This window comes from Methylobacterium sp. Leaf465 (assembly GCF_001424705.1).
In the GTDB taxonomy this organism is placed as follows: domain Bacteria; phylum Pseudomonadota; class Alphaproteobacteria; order Rhizobiales; family Beijerinckiaceae; genus Methylobacterium.
Window position 1 is genome coordinate 96,641 of the sequence record NZ_LMRA01000045.1, and the last position, 23,780, is coordinate 120,420.

General features: G+C 73.5%; 23 protein-coding genes. 12 read left to right on the forward strand and 11 right to left on the reverse strand.

Going from position 1 to position 23,780, the window contains the following annotated elements; genetic code table 11:
• The first annotated feature begins 10 nt into the window (after positions 1–10).
• From ASG51_RS23655 to ASG51_RS18975, 4 genes are all read left to right on the forward strand, one after another.
• A complete protein-coding gene (locus ASG51_RS23655) occupies positions 11–175 on the forward strand; it encodes a YqaE/Pmp3 family membrane protein (RefSeq protein WP_082487210.1) in 165 nt (54 codons plus the stop codon).
• Between the two features lie 76 nt (positions 176–251).
• Positions 252–857, forward strand: coding sequence for a sulfite oxidase-like oxidoreductase (locus ASG51_RS18965; protein ID WP_056217080.1), 606 nt, complete (start codon positions 252–254; stop codon positions 855–857).
• A complete protein-coding gene (locus tag ASG51_RS18970; RefSeq protein WP_056269754.1) occupies positions 850–1,572 on the forward strand; it encodes an FAD-binding oxidoreductase in 723 nt (240 codons plus the stop codon). The genes ASG51_RS18965 and ASG51_RS18970 overlap by 8 nt, the downstream gene beginning before the upstream one ends.
• 82 nt (positions 1,573–1,654) lie before the next feature.
• On the forward strand, positions 1,655–2,080 hold the full coding sequence (locus ASG51_RS18975) for a GFA family protein (protein WP_056382457.1): 426 nt from the start codon (positions 1,655–1,657) through the stop codon (positions 2,078–2,080).
• Positions 2,081–2,320: 240 nt separating this feature from the next.
• On the opposite strand, the gene ASG51_RS18980 is transcribed toward ASG51_RS18975, so the two are convergent.
• The gene (locus tag ASG51_RS18980; protein ID WP_056382459.1) at positions 2,321–3,409 is read right to left on the reverse strand and encodes an NAD(P)/FAD-dependent oxidoreductase; all 1,089 of its coding nucleotides are present in this window, start codon (positions 3,407–3,409) and stop codon (positions 2,321–2,323) included.
• A gap of 248 nt (positions 3,410–3,657) precedes the next feature.
• Here ASG51_RS18980 and ASG51_RS18985 point away from each other — a divergent pair, with 248 nt between their 5' ends.
• The gene (locus ASG51_RS18985) at positions 3,658–5,373 is read left to right on the forward strand and encodes a DEAD/DEAH box helicase (protein ID WP_056269986.1); all 1,716 of its coding nucleotides are present in this window, start codon (positions 3,658–3,660) and stop codon (positions 5,371–5,373) included.
• A 101-nt stretch (positions 5,374–5,474) separates the two neighbouring features.
• Here the strand turns inward: ASG51_RS18985 and ASG51_RS18990 are convergent, their stop codons facing one another.
• Positions 5,475–6,446, reverse strand: coding sequence for a hypothetical protein (locus ASG51_RS18990; RefSeq protein ID WP_156389792.1), 972 nt, complete (start codon positions 6,444–6,446; stop codon positions 5,475–5,477).
• Between the two features lie 218 nt (positions 6,447–6,664).
• On the reverse strand, positions 6,665–7,609 hold the full coding sequence (locus tag ASG51_RS18995) for a hypothetical protein (RefSeq protein WP_056382461.1): 945 nt from the start codon (positions 7,607–7,609) through the stop codon (positions 6,665–6,667).
• Positions 7,610–7,658: 49 nt separating this feature from the next.
• On the opposite strand from ASG51_RS18995, the gene ASG51_RS19000 reads away from it, so the two are divergent.
• Both ASG51_RS19000 and ASG51_RS19005 read left to right on the forward strand, forming a co-directional pair.
• Entirely contained in the window at positions 7,659–9,143 is a 1,485-nt protein-coding gene (locus ASG51_RS19000; protein ID WP_056217060.1) for an ATP-binding protein, read from the forward strand.
• Positions 9,140–9,799 (forward strand): response regulator transcription factor, encoded by a 660-nt coding sequence (locus ASG51_RS19005; RefSeq protein WP_056269772.1) that lies wholly within the window; start codon positions 9,140–9,142, stop codon positions 9,797–9,799. The genes ASG51_RS19000 and ASG51_RS19005 overlap by 4 nt, the downstream gene beginning before the upstream one ends.
• Positions 9,800–9,811: 12 nt before the next feature.
• Here the strand turns inward: ASG51_RS19005 and ASG51_RS19010 are convergent, their stop codons facing one another.
• Genes ASG51_RS19010 through tsaD form a run of 5 tightly spaced genes read right to left on the reverse strand, consistent with a single transcriptional unit; the run spans position 9,812 to position 13,638 of the window.
• Positions 9,812–10,228, reverse strand: coding sequence for an EVE domain-containing protein (locus ASG51_RS19010; protein WP_056217054.1), 417 nt, complete (start codon positions 10,226–10,228; stop codon positions 9,812–9,814).
• 48 nt (positions 10,229–10,276) lie between these two features.
• Positions 10,277–10,741: an opioid growth factor receptor-related protein gene (locus tag ASG51_RS19015; protein ID WP_056382465.1), complete on the reverse strand. Its 465-nt coding sequence runs from the start codon at positions 10,739–10,741 to the stop codon at positions 10,277–10,279.
• A complete protein-coding gene (locus ASG51_RS19020; protein ID WP_056382466.1) occupies positions 10,738–11,727 on the reverse strand; it encodes an NAD(P)H-dependent glycerol-3-phosphate dehydrogenase in 990 nt (329 codons plus the stop codon). Before ASG51_RS19020 ends, ASG51_RS19015 begins: the two co-directional genes overlap by 4 nt.
• The gene (locus ASG51_RS19025; protein ID WP_056382468.1) at positions 11,724–12,602 is read right to left on the reverse strand and encodes a GNAT family N-acetyltransferase; all 879 of its coding nucleotides are present in this window, start codon (positions 12,600–12,602) and stop codon (positions 11,724–11,726) included. The genes ASG51_RS19020 and ASG51_RS19025 overlap by 4 nt, the downstream gene beginning before the upstream one ends.
• Entirely contained in the window at positions 12,595–13,638 is a 1,044-nt protein-coding gene (gene tsaD / locus ASG51_RS19030) for a tRNA (adenosine(37)-N6)-threonylcarbamoyltransferase complex transferase subunit TsaD (protein ID WP_056382469.1), read from the reverse strand. Before tsaD ends, ASG51_RS19025 begins: the two co-directional genes overlap by 8 nt.
• A 161-nt stretch (positions 13,639–13,799) precedes the next feature.
• Between tsaD and ASG51_RS19035 the strand changes: the two genes are divergently transcribed.
• From ASG51_RS19035 to ASG51_RS19050, 4 genes are all read left to right on the forward strand, one after another.
• Positions 13,800–14,525, forward strand: coding sequence for a uroporphyrinogen-III synthase (locus ASG51_RS19035; protein WP_056382470.1), 726 nt, complete (start codon positions 13,800–13,802; stop codon positions 14,523–14,525).
• Between the two features lie 129 nt (positions 14,526–14,654).
• The gene (locus tag ASG51_RS19040) at positions 14,655–16,892 is read left to right on the forward strand and encodes a hypothetical protein (RefSeq protein WP_056382472.1); all 2,238 of its coding nucleotides are present in this window, start codon (positions 14,655–14,657) and stop codon (positions 16,890–16,892) included.
• Between the two features lie 135 nt (positions 16,893–17,027).
• The gene (locus tag ASG51_RS19045; protein WP_056382474.1) at positions 17,028–18,668 is read left to right on the forward strand and encodes a heme biosynthesis HemY N-terminal domain-containing protein; all 1,641 of its coding nucleotides are present in this window, start codon (positions 17,028–17,030) and stop codon (positions 18,666–18,668) included.
• A 151-nt stretch (positions 18,669–18,819) separates the two neighbouring features.
• Complete coding sequence (locus ASG51_RS19050; RefSeq protein WP_056382476.1) at positions 18,820–19,944, forward strand: DUF2336 domain-containing protein; 1,125 nt, start codon at positions 18,820–18,822, stop codon at positions 19,942–19,944.
• A gap of 32 nt (positions 19,945–19,976) precedes the next feature.
• Here the strand turns inward: ASG51_RS19050 and ASG51_RS19055 are convergent, their stop codons facing one another.
• From ASG51_RS19055 to ASG51_RS19065, 3 genes are all read right to left on the reverse strand, one after another.
• Positions 19,977–20,318 (reverse strand): DUF1491 family protein, encoded by a 342-nt coding sequence (locus ASG51_RS19055; protein WP_056269799.1) that lies wholly within the window; start codon positions 20,316–20,318, stop codon positions 19,977–19,979.
• A 31-nt stretch (positions 20,319–20,349) separates the two neighbouring features.
• Positions 20,350–21,078, reverse strand: a complete 729-nt coding sequence (locus ASG51_RS19060; RefSeq protein WP_056382477.1) for a peptidoglycan-binding domain-containing protein — start codon at positions 21,076–21,078, stop codon at positions 20,350–20,352.
• Positions 21,079–21,167: 89 nt separating this feature from the next.
• Positions 21,168–23,108, reverse strand: coding sequence for a PAS domain-containing sensor histidine kinase (locus tag ASG51_RS19065; protein WP_056382480.1), 1,941 nt, complete (start codon positions 23,106–23,108; stop codon positions 21,168–21,170).
• 321 nt (positions 23,109–23,429) lie between these two features.
• Between ASG51_RS19065 and ASG51_RS19070 the strand changes: the two genes are divergently transcribed.
• On the forward strand, positions 23,430–23,744 hold the full coding sequence (locus ASG51_RS19070; protein ID WP_056217016.1) for a hypothetical protein: 315 nt from the start codon (positions 23,430–23,432) through the stop codon (positions 23,742–23,744).
• Positions 23,745–23,780: the final 36 nt, after the last annotated feature.

The window sequence follows — 23,780 nt, forward strand, 5'->3', positions numbered from 1 at the left end:
CGGAGTGACCGTGTCGAACCTCGTCCGCATCATCCTCGCGATCTTCCTGCCGCCGATCGCGGTCCTCATGACCACGGGCATCGGCCTGCAGTTCCTTCTCAACATCCTTCTGACGCTGATGGGCGTGCTGCCGGGCACCATTCACGCCCTGTGGCTGGTGCTGCGCGATCGCTGAGGGAATGCTAGCCTGCCGCGCGGGCTGATCGTCGAGCCACGGTCGCCGCGAACGGTCCGACGAGCGCGAGGGGAGCATGAGCACACGAGGTTTCACGGGGCGCAAGCCGCCCGAGGCGACCCGCGAGCGTCTGCCCCCCGGCCAGTACCTCACCGAGGACTTCCCGGTGCTCCAGATCGGCCCCAACCCGCGCATCGACCTCGCGACCTGGTCGTTCACCCTGCGCGAGGGGTCGCGGCCCCTGAAGAGCTGGAGCTGGGACGCCTTCAACGCCCTGCCCCGCACCCGCTGGGGCGGCGACATCCACTGCGTGACGAAGTGGTCGAAGTTCGACACCGCCTGGGAGGGCGTGCGCTTCGACGACCTCCTGGCCGATGCCGGCATCGCGGCGCCGAGCGCCTTCCTGCTCGCCGAAGGCTACGACGACTACACCACCAACGTGCCGGTCGCCGACCTGACGGGCGGCAAGGGCATGGTGGCGACCCACTACGACGGCGCGCCGATCCCGGTGGACCATGGGGGCCCGGCCCGGCTCTTGGTGCCGCACCTGTATTTCTGGAAGAGCGCCAAGTGGGTGAAGGGCCTGCGCTTCACCCAGCGGGACGAGGGCGGTTTCTGGGAGCTGCGCGGCTACCACATGTACGGCGATCCCTGGCGCGAACAGCGCTTCACCGGTGATTGATCCCGCCCCGGGCCCCCTCCCCTGGCAGACCGCGATCCTCACGGCCATCAGGCCGGTGACGCGGCGGGTGAAGAGCTACCGCTTCCGGGTCGCCTTCGATCGGCCGATGCTGGCCGGGCAGCACGTCGACGTGCGCCTCACCGCCCCGGACGGCTACCAGGCCCAGCGCAGCTACTCGATCGCCTCGCCACCGGACGGCGACGGCACCATCGAACTGCTGATCGAGGGCCTGCCGGACGGCGAGGTCTCGGGCTTCTTCGACGCGGTGGCGGCGGTCGGCGACACGATCGAGCTGCGCGGCCCGATCGGCGGTTCCTTCGTCTGGCGCCCCGAGGATGGCGGGCCCCTTCTCCTGGCGGGCGGCGGGTCGGGCGTGGTGCCCCTCCTGTCGATGCTGCGCCACCGCGCGGCGACGGCGCCGGCGGTACCCGCCCTCCTCCTCTATTCCGTGCGCGACGCCGGCGAGATCATTGCCGCCGAGGAGCTGGCGGTGCGCGCCCGCGACGAACCGCACTTCCAGCTGATGCTCAACCTGACCCGCGCCGGCGGTCGCCGGGTCGACGCGGCGATGATCGCGGAGGCGCTGGACCGGCTCGGACCGCCGCGCCATGCCTATCTCTGCGGCGGCAATCCCTTCGTCGGGGCGGTGGCGGACCTCCTCCTCGACGCCGGGGTGGACCCCGCCCGCGTCCGGACCGAGCGCTTCGGCGGCTGAGTTGCCATCGCGGGGCGCGGGCCGACCAGGTCCCGCCACGGATCACGGACCTGGAAGGTCTAGGCAGACGGAGGAAGACGCCATGTCAGCGCAGCTCGATCAGCGCGAGGGGCAGTGTCACTGCGGCGGCGTCCGGTTCCCTGCGACGCTGAGCGAGGGTCTCGACACGGTCCGGCGCTGCACCTGCTCGTATTGCCGGATGCGGGGGGCGGTCGTCGTCTCGGCCGAGACCGGCGGCGTCGAGATCCTGCAGGGCGCGGACCTGCTGACCCGCTATCGCTTCAACACCGGCGTGGCGCAGCACTTCTTCTGTTCGCGCTGCGGGATCTACACGCACCACCAGCGCCGCTCGAATCCCGACCAGTACGGCGTCAACGTCGCCTGCCTCGACGGGCTCAGTCCCTTCGACTTCGCCGAGGTCCCGGTGGTCGATGGCGTCAACCACCCGAACGACACCGGCGGATCGAGCCGGCTGGCCGGCACGCTGCGCTTCGTCCCCGCGCGCTAGTCGCCCCTCCCCGCCGCAACGAATCCGGCCGCGGCCGCGTCCCGACGGTCGCGGCCGGACGCATGCCCCAGGCCCCGAGGCATGGTACCGGTGGTCAGGGCGCGCGGGCGGGCGCGTGGAAGCGGGCGACGATCGCAGCGGGGCAAGGTCACAGCGTCGAGCGAATCGACTGCCGTCGCGGCGACGGGGCTGGCGCGGGCGGCCCGCTCGGCAGCGTCGCGGGCTCGTGCGCCGTTTCGCTCAGCCCCCGACGAGCCGATCCGCGACCTCCTCGGCCAGGGACAGGCTCGAGGTCAGGCCCGGGCTCTCGATGCCGAAGAGGTGGACCAGGCCGGGAAGCCCGTGCTCGGCCGGGCCGTCGATCCGGAAATCGGCGGCGGACTCGCCCGGTCCCGTCAGTTTCGGGCGGATGCCGGCATAGTCCGGGGTCAGCACCCCGTCGGGCAGGCCGGGCCAGTAGCGCCGGATCGCCCGGGCGAAAGCATCGGCCCGGGCGGGATCGACCCGATAGTCCAGGCTCTCCACCCACTCGACATCGGGGCCGAAACGCATGCGGCCGGCGAGATCGAGGGTCAGGTGAATCCCGAGACCGCCTTCGACGGGCGCCGGATAGATCAGCCGCGAGAAGGCCGGCCGGCCGGTACAGCCGAAATAGCTGCCCTTCGCCAGGACCTGGCGCGGGATGCGCGCGGCGGGATAGGCCTCGACCGCGCCGGCGACCCCCTGGGCCCCGAGGCCGGCGGCGTTGACCAGGGCCTCGAACGGCAGGGCCTCGCCGTTGACGGTGACGCTCCAGCCCGTGCGCGTCCGGGCGATCCGCGTCACCCGGCTGTCGAAGGCGATAGCGCCCCCGGCATCCTCGAGCTCGCCCTGGAGCGCCAGCATCAGCCCGTGGCTGTCGACGATCCCGGTGCCGGGCGCGTGCAGGGCCGCGACGCAGGCGAGGTTCGGCTCCAGGGCCCGGGCCTCGGCCCCGTCGAGGAGCGCCAGATCCGGAACCCCGTTGGCGTCGCCGCGCGCCTTGAGCGCCGCGACGGCGTCGCGCTCGGAGTCCGCGGTGGCCACGATGAGCTTGCCGCAGCGCCGGGTGGCGACGCCGTGGCTGTCGCAGAAGGCCGCGAGCATGGCCGCGCCGGCGACGCAGTGACGGGCCCGCAGGGAGCCCGCCGGATAGTACATTCCGCCATGGATCACCTCGGAATTGCGTGCCGAGATGCCCGTGCCGATCGCCCCCTCGGCCTCGGCCACGATGACGGCATGGCCCCGGCGCGCGAGGGCACGGGCCACGGCGAGTCCAACGATTCCGGCACCGACGACGAGGATATCCATGACGGGCCGGAGATGAGCACGAGAGGCACGGGGAACACAACACGAGGCGCGTCCGCTGCGGGTCCGGGCGCCCAGGGGTGGAGGGGCATGCATCCGCGGTCATGGCGCTGCGCCGCAGTTCCGGCTACAAGAGACGCCATCCGTAACCGTTCGAGGCCGGAATCACGTCGGTTTGGAGAGGATCGCGCCCGTCGCGACGGCTCCCCGGCGGGTTCTCCGCCTGCTTGCCCGCTAAGGCTTCCGTCACCGTGCCCTTCCCCACCCTGCCGGCCCCGCTCGCCCGAGCGCTGACCGCGCGCGACTACGAAGACCCGACGCCCGTCCAGAGCGCCGTCATCGAGGCGGCCGCGCAAGGCCGTGACCTCCTCGTCTCGGCCCAGACCGGCTCGGGCAAGACCGTCGCGTACGGCCTCGCCTTCGCCGAGACCCTGCTCGGCGACGCCGAGCGCTTCGGCCCCGCCGGCGCGCCCCTCGCCCTCGTCATCGCCCCGACGCGCGAGCTCGCGCTGCAGGTCGAGCGCGAATTGTCCTGGCTCTATGCGGAGACCGGCGCCCGCGTCATCTCCTGCGTCGGCGGCATGGACCCGCGCCGCGAGAGCCGCCAGCTCAACGACGGCGCCCACATCGTCGTCGGCACTCCGGGTCGCCTGCGCGACCACCTGGAGCGCCGCAACCTCGCGACGCAGGATCTGCGCGCCGTCGTCCTCGACGAGGCCGACGAGATGCTCGACCTGGGTTTTCGCGATGACCTGGAATTCATCCTCTCGGTGACCCCGAAGGAGCGGCGTACGCTGCTCTTCTCCGCGACCCTGCCGAAGGCGATCGCGACCCTGGCCGAGCGCTACCAGAACGACGCCCTGCGCATCGCCGTGAAGGGCCAGGAGCGCGGCCACGCGGACATCACCTACAAGGCCATCCGCGTGGTGCCGCGCGAGCTGGAGCACGTGGTGGTCAACACCCTGCGCTTCATGGATGCGCCGACGGCGATCATCTTCTGCAACACCCGCAACGCGGTGCGCCACCTCCAGGCGGTGCTCACCGAGCGCGGCTTCTCGGCCGTGGCGCTCTCGGGCGAACTCGGCCAGGGTGAGCGCAACGCCGCCCTCCAGGCGCTGCGCGACGGCCGGGCCAAGGTCTGCGTCGCCACCGACGTTGCCGCGCGCGGCATCGACCTGCCCACCGTCAGCCTCGTCATCCACGCCGACCTGCCGCACGATGCCGAGGTGCTGCAGCACCGCTCCGGCCGCACCGGCCGCGCCGGGCGCAAGGGCACCAGCCTCTTGCTGATCCCGGCCTCGAAGCGGCGCCGGGCCGAGCAGATGCTCATGATCGCCAAGGTCTCGTTCGAGTGGGCCGGCCCGCCCACCGCCGACGAGATCCGTCGCCTCGACGGCGAGCGCATGTGGCAGGATCCGATCTTCACCGAGGAGCCGGCCGAGGAAGACGTGGCCATGGCCGAGACCCTGATGGCGCAGCGCACGCCCCAGGAACTCGCCGCGGCCCTGGCGCGGATCTACCGCTCCCGCCTGCCCGCCCCCGAGGACGTCACCGATCCGGGCGCCGGCCCCGAGCGCAAGTCGCGCCCGGTCTACGATCCCGCCGACGTGGACCGCATCGACGCCCAGGGCCCGGCCGTGTGGTTCCGGCTCAATCTCGGCCGGCGCGACAACGCCGATCCGCGCCGCCTGCTGCCCATGCTGACCCGGCGCGGCAATATCGGCCGCCAGGAGATCGGCGCGATCCGCATCTTCGATCGCGAGACGAAGTTCGAGGTCCGGGGCGGAGCCGCCTCGCGCTTCGCCCAGACCTTCGCCAAGAACGGCTCGCCCGAGATCCAGGTTGAACCAATCCTCGACGAGGAGCCGGCCCGCGAGGAGAAGGGACCCAAGGGCTTGAAGAGCCCGCGGGGCGCGCGCCACGAGCGCGAGATCGCCAAGAAGCCCCGCGCCAGCCGGGCGCGCTGACCGGACGGGGGCGCCCGAAACCGGGCGCTCCACCTCGACGAAGGGCGCCCGAAGCCGGGCGCTCCGATCCGACGAAGGGCGCCCGAAGCCGGGCGCTTGCGCTAGAAGTGATCGGGCAGGTTCTTCACCGCATTGCCGAGGGCCTCGACGCTCTCGGCGATCTTGCGGCCGGCCGGGGCAAGCGACGGCACCTTCACGCCCAGGAATTCCGTCTGCTCCGGCTCGGGCTCCGCCTGCGCGACCGGGGGCGCCGACGCAGTCTCCGGCGTGCCGCTCGGTGCCTTGGCAACGAGAGGCTTGGCAACAACGGGCTTGCCGACCGAAGACTTGACGATCGAAGACTTGACGATCGAAGGCTTGGTCTCCGTCGCCTTGGCGACCGGGCTGTGCTTCGGCGCTTCCGGCGTCAGGGCCGTGAAGGTGCCGTTCGTCGCCCGCGACCGGGTCGTCTCGTTGGGCAGCGGCGCGATCAGGGTGGCGGTGCGCGTCACCGGGACCAGCGAGGCCGGACGCGCCGGCGGCAGCACCGCGGCGCTCTCGATCGGCGGCAGGCGCGCCGGCTTCGCGGCGACGGGCACCGCCGCCGGCTTCTCGACCGGAATCGCCTCAGGCGCCCGCACCGCGGGCGTCCGCGCTTCGGCGACCGTCACGCCGATGGGCTTCGCGTCCACGGTCCTGACTTCCCGGGGCCTCACTTCGGCGACCCGCGCCGCGGGCGGGGCGACCGCGGCCGGCGGACGCTCGGCCGTCGGAGCCGCGGACGGCTGATCCGGCGCGGCCGCGACGGACTTCGACCTCGCCGGCGCAAGGGCCGGGACGCCGTCGCGCAGGTCCGGCCATTCGGAGGCGTTGTGTCCGAGACTGGCGGGCGTCGCGGACGCCGTGGCGAGAGTCGGCCGGGTGAATTGCGGCCCCGCGAGGTTGCCGAGGGTCGCGAAGGCGAAGGCGGTGAAGCCGGCAAGGCCCAGGATGCCGGCGCCGGAGAGGAGCACCACCCGGAGTTTCACCCGGGACGGGCGCGGCGCCGGCGCGACGGGGCGCCGGGTCTCGGAGGGATCGATCGTTACGGACATCAGGGTCTCAGACATCTCGCACGCTTCAAGAGGTTCGGATTGACCGTTGCCGGTCGATCACGCGGCGCTGGTCGGGCACGACCGGCGCGGCGAGGCCCGAGGGGCGACGCCTGCGTGTAACGAAAGAGGCGCCGCAATGGGGCATGAAGATGTCCTTAACCCAATCCTTGAACAGGCTCGGATCAGACGCGTCACGAATCTGAATAGATCCAACAGGTTTAACGCGAGGTGTCTGGGCAGGACTTGGTTCCGTCCTGATTCGCCGCCGCCGCAGCCTGGACGTGAACGAGGCGCGAGACGGCGCGCGTCGCACGATTCGCCGTCATGGGCGCGAAGGGCTCGCCCGCGACCAAGCGCGCCTTGAGGCGGACCCGCTCCGGGTCGCCCCAGCGGGTCAGCATCGCCTGGAAGGCGGCATGCGTCCGATGATCGAAGGGGCGGGGCCGGCCCTGCCCGTCCCGGCAGGGATGCGGCGGCGTGAACTGGGCGACGGGCACCAGCCCGGTGGGAATCGGGGCGGTGGCGGCGTGGGTGCGGCCCAGGGCCAGGATCCTCGGGTCGAGGAAGGCCCGCGGCCCGTCCGACTGCGGGTCCGCGCCGGCATAGACCTCGATCCGGCCGAGGGGCGTGGTGACGACCACGTCCGCGGCGGCCATCAGGCTCGAAACCGCCTCGGGATCGTGTGCGACGGTCCGTCCGGCCAGGGCGGCGAGGCGCGCAAGCGCGTCCGGGTCGGCGGAACGCAGGAACAGGCGGCCCTGCGGCAGGTCGAGGCCGAGGTCGAACCACTTATCCCCAAGATTCCGCGGGCGCAGGGCCCCGTCGTCGCATCCGGCGGCGCGGATCGGCCCCGCCCCCGTCCGGGGGCAGAGCGCCATCGGCAGACACAGGGCGACGGCGTGGCTCCAGCCGCCGGTGAAGGCGGTCTCGTAGGCCACGGGAATCGCCTCCGCCGGCGCGAGGGCGATCCCGCCGAACGGGGTGATCCAGCCGAGGCGGCCGTCCGCCGGAGCGGCGACGACCTGAACGCCGCCGCGCCCGACGCTGGCGAGCGCGCCGAATCCCCCCATCGTCCAGGTGGTCTCGGGATCCGCCAGGGCTCCGGCCACGAGGCCCGAAACCGAATCGGGACGCTGCCATTCGGCGTCGGGTTCGCTACACACGGGGCGACGACCGCGCACGCTTTCCCCGACGGCCGCCACCCGAGTCGCCATGCCTCACGACGCCGCCTCCGCAGCCCGATCCCGATGGGGCCTGCCCCACCGCAACGGCGCCCCGCCCGCGGCGTCGGCGGAGGCGGGCCGCCGGTCGCTCTGGGCGTCGTGGCCGACGCGGACCCGGATGATCGTGCTGGTCCTCGCCATCGATGTCCTGGCCGCCCTGGTCTCGTGCGCGGTCATCGTCGTCAACGCCCGCTCCGCCGTCGAGGTCGAGATGCAGGCCGCGATGACGAATGTCGAGCTTCTGGTGTCCGATACCATCGACCTCGCCCGGGCGGGGCCGCCCGCCGGCATCCTCCAGACCCTGAACCTGCGCATCCACGATTTGCGCCACGTCCGCGTCACGGTGCTGGACGACGCCGGCAAGGTCGTCACCGGCGGCCTCGGCCGGGTCCGGCACGACCCGCACGCGGCGCCGGCCTGGTTCGCGGCCCTGATCGCCCCGGCGATCCGCGAGCACGACCTGCCGATCGTGGCGCAGGGCCGGCGCATCGGCACCGCCCGCATCACCACTCAGCCGCACGACGAGATCGACGAGGTCTGGGTCTATGCCCTGTCGCTCTCGCTTGCCAGCCTCTGCCTCAGCCTGGGGCTGCTCGGCGCCCTCACGGTGGCGTTCGGCCGCGTCCTGGCGCCGCTGACGGACCTCGCCGAGGGGCTGATCCAGCTGGAGCAGCAGGATTACACCGTCCGGCTCGAACCGCCGGCGTCGCGCGAACTCGCCGCCATCGCCACCCGGTTCAACCGAGTGGCCCAGGCCCTGGCGGAGACGCGGGCCGCCAACGGGCGGCTCAACCGCCAGCTCCTGTCGGCACAGGACGACGAGCGGCGCCGCACGGCCCTGGAGCTGCACGACGAGTTCGGCCCCTGCCTCTTCGCCCTGGAAGCGACCGCCGCCTCGGTGGTCCGCATGGCCGAGGCCGAGGCGCCGCCGGACCGGGCGCGCCTGAAGCAGCGCGCCCAGGACATCGCCAGCATCGTCGGCCAGGTCCAGACCCGGAACCGCGACCTCCTCAACCGGCTGCGGCCGCACGCCCTCGGGCAGGTGCCCCTGCCGGAATGCCTCGATCTGCTGCTGCGCGATTTCCGGCGCCGTCACACCGGGACGCGCTTCGCCGGGAGCTTCGAGGGCCTGGCCCGCGGTTACGGCGACGTGACCGACCTGACCGTGTTCCGCTGCATGCAGGAGAGCATGACCAACGCGGTGCGGCACGGCGGGGCGCGGAACGTCACCGTCCAGGTGCGGGACGAGGCCACCACCGCCGGGCGGGTCCTGCGCCTCGCCATCCGCGACGACGGCACCGGCATTCCGACCGGTCACAGCCTTGGACTCGGTCTTTCGGGGATGCGGGAGCGTGTGGAAGCCCTCGGGGGCACGTTCATGCTTGACAACGATCAGCCCGGCGCGGTTGTCCGGATCATGATTCCGCTCGATGATGAGCGGGACGTCGACACGAGTCCGATTCCCAGCGCATGAACGCGATCGCCACCACCACCGAGGCGCCGACCCTCGTCATCGACGATCACCCGATCGTACTCCAGGGCTGCCGGCGGGTGCTCGAGGATGCGGGGATCGAGCGGATCATCGAGGCCACCAGCGTGGTCGCGGCCTATCGCAGCTTCCTGCGCCTGCGTCCCGGGACGGTGATCTGCGACCTGACCTTTCAGGGCAGCGGCCTCGCCGGCCTCGAACTGATCCGGCGGATGCGCGACGCCAACCGGGCGGTGCGCATCCTCGTCTTCAGCATGCACAACGATCCGGTCATCGTCGCGCGGGCCCTGGAGGCCGGAGCCCTCGGCTACGTACTCAAGGACCACGCCTCCGGCGAGCTGTTCGAGGCCTTCGAACGGGTCCGGTCCGGCCGCCCCTACCTCGATCCGCGTCTGGCCACCGAGGTCGCGATGCTCCGCACCGACCCGAAGCGCACGCCCGAGACCCAGCTGACGCCGCGCGAACTGCAGATCCTGCAGCGCCTGGCACAGGGCAAGTCCTACGGCGCCATCGCGAGCGACCTGTCGGTGAGCTACAAGACCATCACCAACGCCTGCTCGATGATGCGCCAGAAGCTCGGCCTGCGCACCCTCGCGGAGCTGATCCACCTGGCGGTGACGCAGGCGCAGCGCCAGGGCTGAGCGGACGGCGGCTCAGCCGAGGCCGCCCATCGCGCGCACCACCGCCCACTCGGCCTCCGTCACGGGCTGGACCGAGAGGCGGGAATTGTTGGCGAGCACCATGGCGGCGAGGCGCGGCTCGGCCTTGATCGCCTCCAGGGTCACGGGGCGGGGCAGCGCTTCGACGGCGCGCAGATCGACCATGCCGAAGCGGCCGGTCGCGTCGGAATCATCCGGGTAGTAGGGCCGGATCACCTCGACGATGCCCACCACCGCCTTGCCCTCGTTGGAGTGGTAGAAGAATCCGCGCTCGCCCACCTCCATCGCCATGAGGTGCTTCTTGGCGACGTGGTTGCGCACGCCGTTCCAGTGCGTGCCGGCGCCGCCCGCGGCGACCTGCTGCTCCCAGGACCAGGTCGAGGGCTCGGACTTGTAGAGCCAGTAGGCCATGCGCTTCTCCAGAGACGCCGGCTCCATAGCACCGGCCAAGCGTGGCCGTCAGGCCCCCCGGAGCGCGGCCTCCCAGTAGCGCAGGCTCGTGGCGTTGATCGGGGCGCCGGCCTTCGCGTTCCGGGCAGTGACGAAGGCGTGGAACTCGGCCGCCGCCTCGGGCCCCAGGAGATCGGACAGGGCCGAGAGGATGCGGGTGATGCGTAGATGATTATGGTCGTGCGGCCGCAGCCAGCCGTCGGTCTCGGCATAGAAGCGGGTCATCCGCCCGAGGGCGGCGCGCAGGCCCGACAGGGCGGCCGGATCGGCGCGGATCGCCTCGGCCTCGGCCCGGCTCAGCACCGGCGCGCCGGGTACGGCGAGGCTCGCCTCGTGCAGGGGGAAGCACCATTGGATGAAGTCGTGCACGCCCTCGATATGAGCGTCGTCGAAGGCGAGGATCTCCCTCAGGCGCCGCCCGGCCCCGTCGTTGCCGGAGCCGGTCAGGAAGGCGCGGATGGGGTGCTGGCTCACTCGGCTTCTCCCCGCAGCGGCCGCGCCAGCAGGGCGGCGATGACGCCGTCGACGCTGGCGCCGCCCGAGACGATGGCGGCCACCGCCTCGGCCACCGGCATCTCGATACCCCGGGCGACGGCGAGGTCGACCAGGGCGGCAGCCGTGAAGGCGCCCTCCGCCAGCTTGCCGCCGGCCGCCGCCTCGGGCGAGGCCCCCGCGCCGAGGCGCTGGCCGAAGGCGAAGTTGCGCGATTGCGGCGAGGAGGCGGTGAGCACCAGGTCGCCGAGGCCCGACAGGCCCATCAGCGTCTCCGGCCGGCCGCCATAGGCGCGGGCGAAGCGCATGAGTTCGGCGAAGGCCCTGGCGATCAGCGCGGCCCGGGCGCTCTCGCCGAGACCGCGTCCGGCAACGATGCCCGATGCGATGGCGAGGACGTTCTTGCCGGCCCCGCCGATCTCGACGCCGCGCACGTCGTCGGTGTGATAGACCCGGAGCGTCGGCCCCGAGAGGGTGCCGGCCAGGCGCGCGGCGAGACCGGCATCTGCCGCCGCGAGCGTCACGGCGGTGGGCAGGTTGCGGGCGACGTCCGCGGCGAAGCTCGGGCCGGACAGGACCGCCACCGGGGCGGCGGCGCCCAGCTGCTCGGCTGCGACATCACTCATGAAGGCGTCGGTGCCGCGCTCGATCCCCTTGGCGCAGAGCACGATGGCGGCTTGGCGCGCGAAGGCGGCGCCCAGGTCGGCCAGAACCCCGCGCAGGGTCTGGGCCGGCGTCACCATCAGCACCGTCCCGGCCTCGGCGAGGTCGGAAGCTCCGGCGGTGACGGCGATGCGGGGGTGCAGGGGCACGCCGGGCAGGTAGCGGGCGTTCTCGCGGGTGTCCTGCAGGCGCGCCGCCGCCTCCGGGTCGCGCAGCCACAGGGTCACGTCGTGCCCGGCCGCGGCGGCCGCGTTGGCCAGCGCCGTGCCCCAGGCACCGCCGCCGACGACTCCGATCCGCTTCATGCGCTGGTCCCTCGCAATGTGACGTGGTCCGCCCGCAGACGATACAGGAGATGCGGCCGCAGCGGATGCCCCGGCGGCAGGGCCGGATGCGGGAAGCCGCCCTCCGGGCGCATGCCGAGGCGCTCCATCACCCGGCGCGAGGGCGTGTTTCCCTCGGCCGTGAAGGCGACGACCTCGGAGAGGCCGCAGCGGCCGAACAGGTCGGCGAGGGCGAGGCGAGCCCCCCGCGTGGCGATCCCGTGGCCCCAGGCCTCGCGCGCCAGGCGCCAGCCGATCTCGACGGTCTCGCCCGGCCGCTCGCCGCCCGGGAACGGCATGGGCCGCAGGAGACGCGCGCCGCCGATCATCCCGACGAACCCGCGTCCCTCCACCGTGACGGCCCAGGGGCCGAAGCCGTCCACGGCGAAGCGCCGGGCACAGGTCCGCGCCTCGGCCCGGCTCGCGGCCGCGTCCTTGGTGGCGGGGAAGTGGCGCATGACCTCCGGGTCGCCGTTGAGGGCGGCAAAGCGCGCTTCGTCGCCCGCCTGCCAGGGCCGCAACAGGAGGTTTCCGTCGCGAAGGCCCTCGGGCTGCGCCACCGCGTCGGCCTCCCGCACCTTGCCGCGCAGGGCCAACGAGCGCCGGTTCAGCGCGCGCAGGTCGGCCCGGCCGAAGAGGACCGCCTCGCCGAGTTCGGTGGCGGCCGCGAGCTGGCCGAGGGGCAGGTTCGCCCAGGCCGGGGCCGGCACGCTCTCGCGCCAGGGGCCGCCGCAGGTGTTGTCGAGGAGGATGCGCGCGAAGCAATGGTCGCAGTGCACCGGCCAGTCCGGGCGGGCCGCCTCGGGCAGGCGTCGCTCGACGAGGTCGCGCCAGCGCAGCCGCGCGGCCTCAGGCAACCGCCTTCGGCTCCGCGAAGGGCCAGCGGGCGCGGGCCGGCGCGGTGAGGTCGTCCACGAGGCCGAGGCGCAGGCGCTCGATACCCGCCCAGGCGATCATCGCGCCGTTGTCGCCGCACAGGGCCAGGGGCGGCGCCACGAAGGCGAGGCCCGCCTCGCCGGCCTGGGTGGTGAGCGCCCGGCGGATCGCGCCGTTGGCCGCCACCCCGCCGGCCGCCACCAGGGCGGTGGGATGGCCGGCCACGGAGGCGAAGTCGCGCATCGCCACCCGCAGGCGGTCGACCACCACGTCGACCACCGCCGCCTGGAAGCCGGCGCAGAGGTCGGCGACGTCGACGGAGGAGAGCGGCGCCATCTTCTCCGCCTCGATCCGCAGGGCGGTCTTCAGGCCGGACAGGGAGAAGTTGGCCTCACGCCGCCCCAGCATCGGCCGCGGCAGGGCGAAGCGCTCCGGATCGCCGGTCTCGGCCAGGCGCTCGACCTCGGGGCCGCCCGGATAGCCAAGGCCGAGGAGCTTGGCGACCTTGTCGAAGGCCTCGCCGATGGCGTCGTCGATGGTGGTGCCGAGGCGGACGTAATCGCCGACCCCCCGCACCGCCACGAGCTGGGTGTGCCCGCCGGAGGCGAGGAGCAGAAGGTAGGGGAACCCGATGCCGTCGGTGAGCCGCGCCGTCAGCGCATGCGCCTCCAGGTGGTTCACGGCGATCAGGGGCTTGCGCGCCACCAGCGCCAGGGTCTTGGCCGTGACGAGGCCGATGAGCACGCCGCCGATCAGGCCGGGCCCGGCCGCCACCGCGATGCCGTCGACCTGGGCCAGGGTCAGGCCGGCGCTGCCCAAAGCCCGGTCGATGAGCCGGTCGAGCACCTCCACATGGGCGCGGGCCGCGATCTCGGGAACGACGCCGCCATAGGCCGCGTGCTCGGCGATCTGGCTCAGCACCTCGTTGGAGAGGATGCGCCCGCGCCCGTTCTCGCCGGGGGCGACCACGGAGGCGGCGGTCTCGTCGCAGGTCGTTTCGATGCCGAGGACGTTCATGGACGGCGGATCATCTCGAAGGGGGCCTCGTCTGAGGGGTGCGGGGTGGCCCGGGGGATGCGCCGCACCCTATCGTCCGCCTCCTCCGGCGGCAACGACGGGTTGCCAGCGGCGGCGAGACCGGCATGGATGGGCGCGGGGTTCTGGGAGCGCGAAGCGGGATGCGGATCTGGGTGGCGCGGCCGGAACCGGGGGCGGCGCGGACGGGCGCGCGCCTCGCCGCCCTGGGACACCGGCCCCTCCTCGCCCCGGTCCTCACCGTCGCACCGACGGGTTTCCGCCTGCCGGAGGAGACCTTCGCCGGGCTGATCCTCACGAGCGCCAACGCGGCGGCGGCGCTGACGCCGGCGGAGCGCGCGCGCCTCCGCGCGGTCCCGACCTTCGCGGTGGGAGCCCGGACCGCCGCCCTCGCGCGGGAGCTGGGTTTCGCGGACGTCCGCGAGGCGGAGGGAGACGCGCGGGCCCTGGCCCGGCTGGTCCGGGCCTCCCTGCCCTCGGGCGCGCACCTCGTCCACGCGGCGGGGGCCGAGCGCAAGGCCGAGCCCGCCGCCTCCCTGATCGCGGCCGGATACCGCCTCGCGGTATGCGAACTCTACGCCGCGCGGGAGGTGGCGCGGCTGCCCGATGCGGCGGCGGACGCCCTCGCAGGCCGGCGCCTCGACGGGGCGCTCCACTACTCCCGGCGCAGCGCGCAGGCGGCACACGATCTCGCCACGGCGGCCGGGCTCGGCGGAGCCTTCGGAGACCTGACGCATTACTGCTTGTCGGCGGATGTCGCCGCGCCCCTGGTCACCGCCGGGGTCGCGGTCCATTTCGTGCCCGACCGCCCCGGGGAGGACGCGCTCCTCGCGGGATTGCCGGCCCCCGGGCCAACAGGATTTCGATAAGGGCCTCGCTCCGGCGGCGGCCCTGGTGCTAGGACGAGCGCAAGAAGCTGCGCCGCCAGCCTCGACCCACCGGGCGCCGGATGCGCCGAACGGGTCGGGCGGCGGGAGACGGGAAGGGAGCCTTGAACCGTGAAACCACCCAACAGCGACCCCAACCGCCCGGGTTCTCCCACCGGCAACCGGCCGGCCGAGCCCGGCAAGCCCGCCACGCCGGGCGGCTCCCTTCCGCCGAAGGTCGAGGCCTCGGCCAAGCCGGGTCAGCCCGGCGGCACGCCGGGTACGTTCGGCAAGAGTGAGCCGGGGAAAGGTGAGCCGGCAAAGGCAGAGCCGGTCACGGAAGGCACGAAGACGGACGCCGTGAAAACGGAAGCCGCCAAGGCCGCGATCCTCATGCCCGACGCTGGCAAAGCCGACACCGTCAAATCCGATGCTCCCAGAGCCGACGCCGTGAAGCCGGATGCCTCCAAGCCGGACCTGACCCGCCCCGATCCGCTCGCTGTCGGCGCCGCGAAGACCGAGACGATCAAGGCCGATGCGCCGAAACCGGAGGCCCTCAAGCCCGATGCGTCGAAGACTGACGCTGCCAGAACCGATGCTTCGAAGGCCGAGTCACCGAAGGCCGACGCCGGGAAATCCGAGTCGCCCCGCTCCGGCGCATTCGCGGGACCGCAGCCCGGCGCGCGTCCGGGCCAGTCCGTGACCGATGGCCCGATCATCGACCTGAAGGCCAAGCGCATGCCGGACCCCGTGCCACCGGCGAAGCCTGCCGGTGCTGCCGGTGCTGCCGGTGCTGCCGGTGCTGCCGGTGCTGCCGGTGCTGCCGGTGCTGCCGGTGCTGCCGGGGGAATGGCGAGCAAGCCGGCCGACGGCAAGACCTCTGATAGCAAGACGTCCGATTCCAAAACCGCTTCGGAGCTCCCGAAGGCGGGTGGTCCGACGACGCCCCGCATCACCCCGGCTGCCCCGGCTGCTTCGTCCGGGGCCGGCTTCGGCTCCCTCGTCACCGCCGGCCTCCTCGGCGGCGTGGTGGGGGCCGGCCTCCTGTTCGGCGTCGCGCGCAGCGGCCTGATGGCCCCGGGCGAGGATGCCCGCATCACCGCCCTCGACCAGCGGATCGCCGCCCTCGCCCCGAAGGATGCGGTGGCCGGCCTGGACAAGCGGGTCGCCGCGAACGAGGCCGCCCTCAAGGCCGTTCCGGAGGCGGTGTCGACGGCGCGCCAGGCCCTCGAGAAGGCGAACGCGGCCCAGGGCGGCGCGCCGGCTCAGGCCGAGGGAGCGCCCGCTGCGGCGGCGGCCCCGGCCGCCGTGCCGGCCGATCTCGTCGCCCGCCTCGACGCCCTGGATCAGCGCGTCTCGGCGCTCCAGGAAGAACCGGGCCGCGACCAGGGCGGCGACGCCCGGATGGCGGTGACCCAATCTGCGGGACCGCAGCTCGCCGCGCTGGAACAGCGCCTGAAGGCCATCGAGGGCAAGGTCGAGTCCGCGCCGAAGCCCGCCGCGCAGCCCGATCTCGCCCCGAAGCTCGCCGCCCTCCAGGGCGACGTCGAGGCCAAGACCAAGGCCAATGCCGAGGCCGCCCAGGCGCTGAGCCAGAAGGTGGCCGCCCTGCAGCAGTCGCTGGAGGCTCGCGTCCAGGCCGCCACCGAGGCGGTCCAGGCCGCGACCCAGGCGAGCGAGAAGGTCGTCGACGCGAACAAGACCCAGGCGGCCGAGGCGGCCAAGGCGGTGGAGCGCCAGCTCCAGGCCCAGGCCGACAAGATCGCCGGCCTCGACAAGGCCGTCTCCGAGCGGGCCGAGACCGCGACCCTGCAGGCCGCCCTGCGCGTCGTGTCGGCCGACCGGATCGTCACCGCCCTCAACACCGGCGCCCCCTACGCGGATGCCCTCTCGGCCCTGCGCGGGCTGGAGCCGGGCGACCCGGCCCGCCTCACGGCGGTGGCGGCCTTCGCCGACAAGGGGGCCCCGACCGCCCGCTCGCTCGCAGCCGAGTTCCGCCCCGTCGCCGAGCGAATCGCGGCGAAGCGCCGGGCGGCCCAGACCAAGGCCGTGGCCGAGACCGGCGACATCGGGACCAAGCTGATGAGCATGGCCGAGTCGATCGTCCAGGTCCGGCGCGTCGAGACCCCGGCCGCCGGCGGCACCCCCGGCGCGGCGGCCCCCGACACCGCCCCGAAGGTGCAGGACGCCCTCGACCGCGGCGCGATCAAAGAGGCCGCCGAGGCCTTCGCGGCGCTGCCCGAGGCGGACCGGGCCGAGGCCGGCGATTTCGGGACCAAGCTGGCCTCGCGCGTCGCCGCCGCCGACGCGGCCCAGGGCCTGCTCGCCGACGCCTTCAAGGGCCTGCCCGCAACCGGCGCCTCCCGTTGAGCGCGCGGCCGCGCGCCCTGTCCTCCGGCGGGATGCGCGGCCACCCGGATTTCGCGCGGGAGCGCCCAACGCTCCCGCCCCCGACTCTCGGTGTCGCCGGACCGGCCGACGCCACTCCCAGGAGTTTCTGATCCCATGTGGCGCGCCCTCGCCTTCCTGGCCCTTCTCGCGGTTGCCGCCTATGGCGCGACCTGGGTCGCCGACCATCCCGGCACCGTCACCATCGTGTGGAACGGCTACGAGGTGGCCACCAGCCTCGCCATCGGGCTGATCGGCGTCCTGATCGCCGCCATCCTGATCGGCTTCATCTGGGCCATCGTGCGGGGCTTCATCACCTTGCCGGAGACGCTGGTGCGCGGCTCGCGCGACCGGCGCCGGGCCAAGGGCTTCTCGGCCCTGTCCCGCGGCATGGTCGCGGTCGGGTCGGGCGATCCCCTCGCCGCCCGCCGCCACGCCAACGACGCCGAGCGCCTGCTCGGCGCCGAGCCGTTGACGCTGCTGCTCAAGGCCCAGGCCGCCCAGATCTCCGGCGACCGCGAGGCCGCCGAGCAGGCCTTCCAGCGCATGGTCAACGACCCCGAGACCCGCGTGCTCGGCCTGCGCGGCCTGTTCGTCGAGGCCCGCCGCCGCGAGGACGACGCCTCCGCCCGCGCCTACGCCGCCGAAGCCGCCCGCCTGGCGCCCAGCGTCACCTGGGCCAACGAGGCCGTCCTGGAGGCGCAATGCGCCGACGGCGACTGGAGCGGGGCCAACGAGACCGTGGAGCGCCGTGCCTCCCTGGGCCTCATCGACAAGTCGACCGCCCGGCGCCAGCGCGCTGTCCTGCTCACCGCCGCCGCGCAGGAGCGCGAGGCCGGCGAACCGGAGGCCGCCACCGAGCGCGTGCTCAAGGCGGTCAAGCTCGCCCCCGACCTCGTCCCGGCCGCGGTGCTCGCCGCGCGCCTGATGGTGCGCCGGGGCGACCTGCGGAAGGGCGCCAAGATCATCGAGGCCGCCTGGCGCGCCGGGCCGCACCCGGACCTCGCCAAGACCTACCTGAACCTGCGCACCGGCGATTCCGTGCGCGACCGCATGGCCCGCGCCGAGACCCTGGCCAAGATCTCGTCCTGGCACCCGGAGGCCCGCCTCGCCATGGCGCAGGCGGCCTACGAGGCCCGCGAGTTCGGCCAGGCCCGCGAAGCCCTGGCGCCCCTCCTCGCCGACCGGCCCACGGTCCGCGCCTGCCTGACCATGGCCCGCATCGAGGAGGCCGAGCACGGCGCCGGTTCGGGCCGGACCCGCGAATGGCTCTCCCGCGCCGCGCACGCCCCGCGCGATCCGCTCTGGATCGCCGACGGCGTCGCGTCCGAGACCTGGGCGCCCGTTTCGCCGGTGAGCGGCCGCCTGGACGCCTTCGTCTGGAAGACGCCGACCGAGCTGATCGCCGGCCCCGAGGCGCCGCACGACGAGGACGCAACGGCCCCCGAGGGCGTCCTCGCGGCCCCGATGCCGGCCGCTCCGGCGGCGTCCTCGCCGAAGCCGATGCCGGTGGCCTCGCCGAAGGCGGATGGTGCGGCCGAACCCAAGCCCGCGACGGTGCTGTTCCCGTCCGCCGCCAAGGAGACGGCGCCGGTGGCCGCCGGAATGGCGACCGCGGCCGCGCACCCCGCGTCGGGTTCCACCCCGGTCGGCCCGTCCCCGGCCGCGGCCTCGGGTCCGCTCTCCGCCAAGTCGCCGACCCCGGTGGTGTTTCCCCCGCCGAAGGCCGGCGACACCCAGCCCCGCCGCGCCGGCTGAGGGCGACCCCGGTCGCCGAGCCCGGTCGCGCCGCCGGGCTCGGGGCCAGCATGGCGCATGCAGGGACGGTCCCAAGCGACCGTCCTTAAAGGTCGGTTCACGCAATTCCGCTAATCCTCTCGATCAGCGAGTTCTGCGTAACCGAAGTGCCATGTCCCCATCTTTCGACGATGCGCCGGACCTCTCCGGCCTGATCGAGTTGTCGCGTCTCGACAGCCTCGATCTGAAACCCGTCATCCTTCGGGTGCAGACGGATCACTTTCTCTCGGCCACGGTCCGGGACCGGAAGACCGTCGCGGCCTTCGCCTCCCTGGCCGGAGGACTGATCCCGATCGTCGACGCCGAGACCGCCGAGATCGTCGCCCGCAAGCTCGCGCCCTTTCCCGACACGCCGCCCGCCCTCCTCGCCGCCCTGGTGGAGCGTGGCGGCGGCGCCCGGGACGCCGTCCTCGCCCAGGCTCCCATCCTCACGCAGGGGATGATCCAGGCCGCCCTCGCCGAGGACGCCGATCTCGGCCCCGCCATCGCCAGCCGGCACGATCTCAGCCGCGCCACCATCCTGGACCTGATCGGCCGCGAGAATCCCGGCATCGACCGGGCGCTGGCCGCCAATCCGGCCGCCACCCTTCAGGGCGAGTTGCTGGCCCGCCTCGTCGCCCGCGCGCGCAAGCAGCCGGACCTCGGCCGGACGCTCCTCGCCCGCCACGACCTCGCCCATGCCGACGTGGCGCCGCTGTTCCTGTTGGCGGACGAGACCCGCCGCGAGGCGATCGGCCACGCGATGATGGCGACGGCGGCCCTGCGGCCGAATCCGCCGGCACCGCGCGAGGCCGGCGCCGTGCTCACCGGCTTCTCCGCCCGCGGCGACGTGGCCGGGTTCGTGGCCGCCCTCACCGAGATGCTGGGCCTGCCCAAGGGCTTCCTCGCCACCACCCCCGATCCCTCGCTGCGCTACGAGCTGCTGACGGTCGCCCTGCGCGCCGCCGGCCTGCACGAGGAGGAGGCGGTCTACATCTACCTCACCCTGAACGAGACCGTGGCGCAGTCGGTCGACCGCGTGTTCAGCCTGGTCAAGCTGTTCCGGACCCTCCCGCGGGTCGCCGCGCGCGACCTCCTGGCCGCGATCCTGGCCTGGACCCCGCCGGAGCGGGCCTCGCAGGCGGGGCACCAGCCCTACCATGCCCCGGACGCCCAGCGCCCCCGGGCGCAGACCACGGCCAGCGAGCGCCCGCCCCTGCGCACGCCCCTGCCCAGCCGGCAGCGCCAGGCGACCTGATCCGGCCCCGCGAAGCCCGCGCGGGACGCCGCCTATTCGGCGAGATCGAGGCGGTGGCGTCCGGCGCGATCGTCGATCTCGACGATCCAGAGATCGTCGTCGAAGCGCAGCTCCTTGCCGAGGCGCACCTCCACGTCGGCGGGCGCGGCCTCGCTGAGCAGGGCCACGAAGCGGCGGTCGCCGTGGGACTCGGTGTCCACGAGGGATTGCGGGGCCGGGCCGTAGAGATCGGCCCGGCCGTCGAGGCGATCCACCTTCACGAAGATCGCCCCCGCCTCGGGGGAACCGCGGCGGCGCTGCACCGCGGCGATGCCCTCGATGTCGAGGCGGCGAAGATGGGCGGAAACCCAGAAATCCGAGCGCAGGCGTGCCATGTGCCGGTCTATAGCACGCCGCCCCGCCGGATCAGCCCCGGGCGGCGCCCGCCCGGGTGGCGAGCTCGCGGAAGGTCCGCGGCGAGGGCTCGCCCTTCACCGGAAGCTTGCGGTCCCGCTCGAATTTCTCGATCGCCGCCCGGGTGCTGGCGCCCATCAGGCCGTCGGCCTTCAGCGGCCCGTAGCCGAGCTTGACCAGGGCGCGCTGGGCCTGGGCGATGGAGAGGCCCCCGAGGGTCGCCATCGAGGCGGTGGTCTCCGCCCCCGCCGGCTCGCCGGCCCGGATGATCTCGCCGATGCCGTCCCGCGGCGCGCGCGCCGCCTCGGCCCGGGACGGCTCCGCCTTCGAGGACTCGGGCTTGCTGGACACCTCGGGTTTACCGGACGGGTCGGATTTGCCCGCCTCCGCCTTCGCGACCACGGGGGCCGCGGGCTTCGGGGCCTCGGCCGTCCGGGCGAGGGCCGGCTTGGCCGGGAGCTTGGGGAAGATCGGCGCGGGATGGCGGCCCATCTGGTAGCCGAGCGCGTTCAGGCAGATCATCGACACGGCGCCGAGGACGACGGCGACCCCGAGGGCCTCGCCGGGATGGCGCAGGACCGCGCGGCCCGCGCCTCCCGCCAGCGCCCCGAACCCCGCCAAGCCGCCGAGCCCGGCGAAGCGGCCGGGGGCCGGCCGTCGCCGGACAGCGGGCCGGGCCTCGCGGCCGCGGGACGGAACGACGATCTCTCGCTGGTCGCGGCGTGCTTGCGGCTCGCGCATTCGATCTCCTCAGGGCTGATCGCAACGGTGTCCGGGCGCCGCGCGAAGCGGGGTCCGGACGATCCGGTGCCGGCAGGATCGCGGCGCACTCATCCGGCGCGCCGCAGCGGAACGTAGCTCTCGCGCACCGTCTCGGGGCTCGATTCGAACAGGCCCATGGGCCGGCGCATCGGCACGGGACCGTCGTTCACGGCACCGACGAGGCTGCCGCCCGAGACCGACGGGCGCAGGCGGGTGCGGATCGGGGCCGCCGGGACGGCGCCGGTGCCGACCCGGCAGGCGCGGGGCAGGGTGACGATGATCGTGGTGCCCTCGCTCCGGGTGCTCTCGATGGTGATGGCCCCCCCGTGCAGGCCGACGAGGCCCTGCACCACCGAGAGGCCGAGGCCGGTACCCTCGTGGGTGCGCTCGTAGCCGCCGGCGCACTGGTAGAACGGGCTGCCGACGCGGGGCAGGTCGGCCTCGCTGATGCCGATGCCGGTATCGGCGACGATGAGGTCGAGGTGCTTGGCCGAACCGCGCAGGCCGACCTCCACCCGCCCGCCCCGCGGGGTGAACTTCACCGCGTTCGACAGGAGGTTGATGACCATCTGGCGGCAGGCGCGCAGGTCGGCGGTGATCTCCACCGGCGCGACGCTCGCGTCGCGCACCAGGGCGATGCCGGCCTGGTCGAACTTGAGCTGCATCAGGTTGCAGCAGGTCTGGATCAGGGCCGAGAGGTCGAAGGGCTCTGGGGCGTAGTCGAAATGGCCGCTCTGGATCCGCGACATGTCGAGGAGCGTGTTGACGACTTCGAGCAGGTGCTGGCCGGAATTCCGGATGATGCCGGCATATTCCCGGGTGCGCTCCGGATCGGTCGCCATCCCGCCCTCCCCCGAGAGTACCTCGGAGAAGCCGATGATGGCGTTGAGCGGCGTGCGCAGCTCGTGGCTGACATTGGCCAGGAAGCGGCTCTTGACCTCGTCCGCCCGCTCGGCTTCGGCGCGGGCCTGCTCCAGCTCCTCGGCATGGCGGCGGTGCTCGGTGACGTCGCGGGTCACCGCGACGACGCTGGATCGCGGGCGGCCGGGCGAGACCGTCTCCGCCGTCTGGGCGTCGATCCGGTGAATGCGCATCTCGGCGAAGATCACCTGCGGCGCGGTCTCGGCGCGGGCCGCGGCGCTGTCGAGGTGCAGGCGGAACTGGACCCGGGCCGGGCGGCCATGGGCGGCGACGTCGCTCAGCGCCTGCAGCAGCAGGGGGCGGTCGCCCACATGGACGCGCTCCAGCAGGCCGTGGCCGTGCAGGGAGGCCGGTTCGGCCCCGAGGAAGCGGGTGGCCGAGGCGCTGGCCTCGAGGACGCGGCCGTTGGGGTCGTGCCAGGTCACGAGGTCGTCGATGGCCGAGAGCAGCATGCGGTCGCGGCGCTCGTTGTCGCGCAGGCGGGCGAGCCAGCGGCCCTCGTGGCGGAAATGTTCGAGGGCCTGGGCCGCGATGTGCCCGATCGCCGTGATGGCGAAGACCGGCATCGCCAGGGCGCGCGACCACTCGGGCAGCGGGGTGCCCTCGGCGAGGGGCGGCAGCAGGGCCACCGCGAGGGCTCCCAGGGCCGCGATGATGGCGGCCGCCAGGGTGGCGCGCCGCGAGCCCGAGACCACGGCTTCGAGGGGGATCGCCACCAGCCAGATCGCGGCGGCGGAATTGGCGCCCCCCGTCATCATGGCGAGGCAGACCACCACGCCGGTCAGGCCCGCCGAGGAGATGGCGTGGGCGAGCCAGAGGATGCCGGTGCGGGACAGGAGGACGGCGGCGAAGACCGGCAGCATCAGGCTGGCGATGGCCAGGGCCTCGACGCCGGTGGGCACGCCGCGCAGCACGAGGTAGGGCGGCAGGCCCAGCATCATCATCAGGCCGGTGGCGAGGCGGGAGACCAGGAAGCGCTCGTGCCGGAAGCGCACGCCGCCATCCTCTTTCACCGACTCATGGACGAGCCCCGCGAGGCGGACATCGATGAGGGAAGCCAGGGCACCGTAGATACGCAATACCGACACGCACAGCGCGGACAGGGCCCGACGGCCATCCCCGACGCCCCTTGGCTCGACGAAAACTCGACTGAGGGCAACTTCGCAGAGCCGACTTAAGCGAGTCTTGCGCTAGACAGTCCGATTGTCTCCGCATGCTTTCCGGGACGTAACCATGACCGGTCGCTCCAAAAGACCTTTTCGGGGCACGACACGAAAAAGCCTCGAAGGATATCGGGATAAGCTTGTGTTCACCATTCCGGCGCTTTGCGGGCGGCGCGTCAGGGGGTCTTTACCGGTCGCGTCCGACGGTGTTCGCGCGCCGGCCGGGGCGCGTCCGGGACGAGACCCATGTCCTTCCTCATCCGTGCCGGTCTCGTGATCGGCGTCCTGTCCTGGCTGGCGCTTCAGCGCCAGGGCGAGCGCGCGCCCGCGCCACCGGCGGTGGCCGATGCGGCGGCGGCGGCCTGGGACGCGCTGCCCGCGCCCCTGCGCGACGCCGCCCTGCGCGAGGGCGCCGCGGAGATCGGGCGGCGGGCCTTCACCGCCTCGCCCGTCTCCCGCGACACCCTCTCGGACAGCGACAGAAAAGTCCCGTGGCGGGGCGCGCAAACCCACGCGGATCGCGCTACGCTGGCCCAACGCGGGGAACGCGGGCCCCCGTGAGGGGGTAGATGGTTCGCGACGCGGCGAGGGATCCAG

Excerpts from the sequence above, each read along its gene's own strand:
- ASG51_RS18965 (WP_056217080.1), top strand. The coding sequence starts at position 252 with ATGAGCACACGAGGTTTCACGGGGCGCAAGCCGCCCGAGGCGACCCGC.
- ASG51_RS18975 (WP_056382457.1), top strand. The coding sequence starts at position 1,655 with ATGTCAGCGCAGCTCGATCAGCGCGAGGGGCAGTGTCACTGCGGCGGC.
- ASG51_RS18980 (WP_056382459.1), bottom strand. The coding sequence starts at position 3,409 with ATGGATATCCTCGTCGTCGGTGCCGGAATCGTTGGACTCGCCGTGGCC.
- ASG51_RS18990 (WP_156389792.1), bottom strand. The coding sequence starts at position 6,446 with ATGTCCGTAACGATCGATCCCTCCGAGACCCGGCGCCCCGTCGCGCCG.
- ASG51_RS19000 (WP_056217060.1), top strand. The coding sequence starts at position 7,659 with ATGCCTCACGACGCCGCCTCCGCAGCCCGATCCCGATGGGGCCTGCCC.
- ASG51_RS19005 (WP_056269772.1), top strand. The coding sequence starts at position 9,140 with ATGAACGCGATCGCCACCACCACCGAGGCGCCGACCCTCGTCATCGAC.
- ASG51_RS19010 (WP_056217054.1), bottom strand. The coding sequence starts at position 10,228 with ATGGCCTACTGGCTCTACAAGTCCGAGCCCTCGACCTGGTCCTGGGAG.
- ASG51_RS19020 (WP_056382466.1), bottom strand. The coding sequence starts at position 11,727 with ATGAAGCGGATCGGAGTCGTCGGCGGCGGTGCCTGGGGCACGGCGCTG.
- tsaD (WP_056382469.1), bottom strand. The coding sequence starts at position 13,638 with ATGAACGTCCTCGGCATCGAAACGACCTGCGACGAGACCGCCGCCTCC.
- ASG51_RS19035 (WP_056382470.1), top strand. The coding sequence starts at position 13,800 with ATGCGGATCTGGGTGGCGCGGCCGGAACCGGGGGCGGCGCGGACGGGC.
- ASG51_RS19045 (WP_056382474.1), top strand. The coding sequence starts at position 17,028 with ATGTGGCGCGCCCTCGCCTTCCTGGCCCTTCTCGCGGTTGCCGCCTAT.
- ASG51_RS19050 (WP_056382476.1), top strand. The coding sequence starts at position 18,820 with ATGTCCCCATCTTTCGACGATGCGCCGGACCTCTCCGGCCTGATCGAG.
- ASG51_RS19055 (WP_056269799.1), bottom strand. The coding sequence starts at position 20,318 with ATGGCACGCCTGCGCTCGGATTTCTGGGTTTCCGCCCATCTTCGCCGC.
- ASG51_RS19060 (WP_056382477.1), bottom strand. The coding sequence starts at position 21,078 with ATGCGCGAGCCGCAAGCACGCCGCGACCAGCGAGAGATCGTCGTTCCG.
- ASG51_RS19070 (WP_056217016.1), top strand. The coding sequence starts at position 23,430 with ATGTCCTTCCTCATCCGTGCCGGTCTCGTGATCGGCGTCCTGTCCTGG.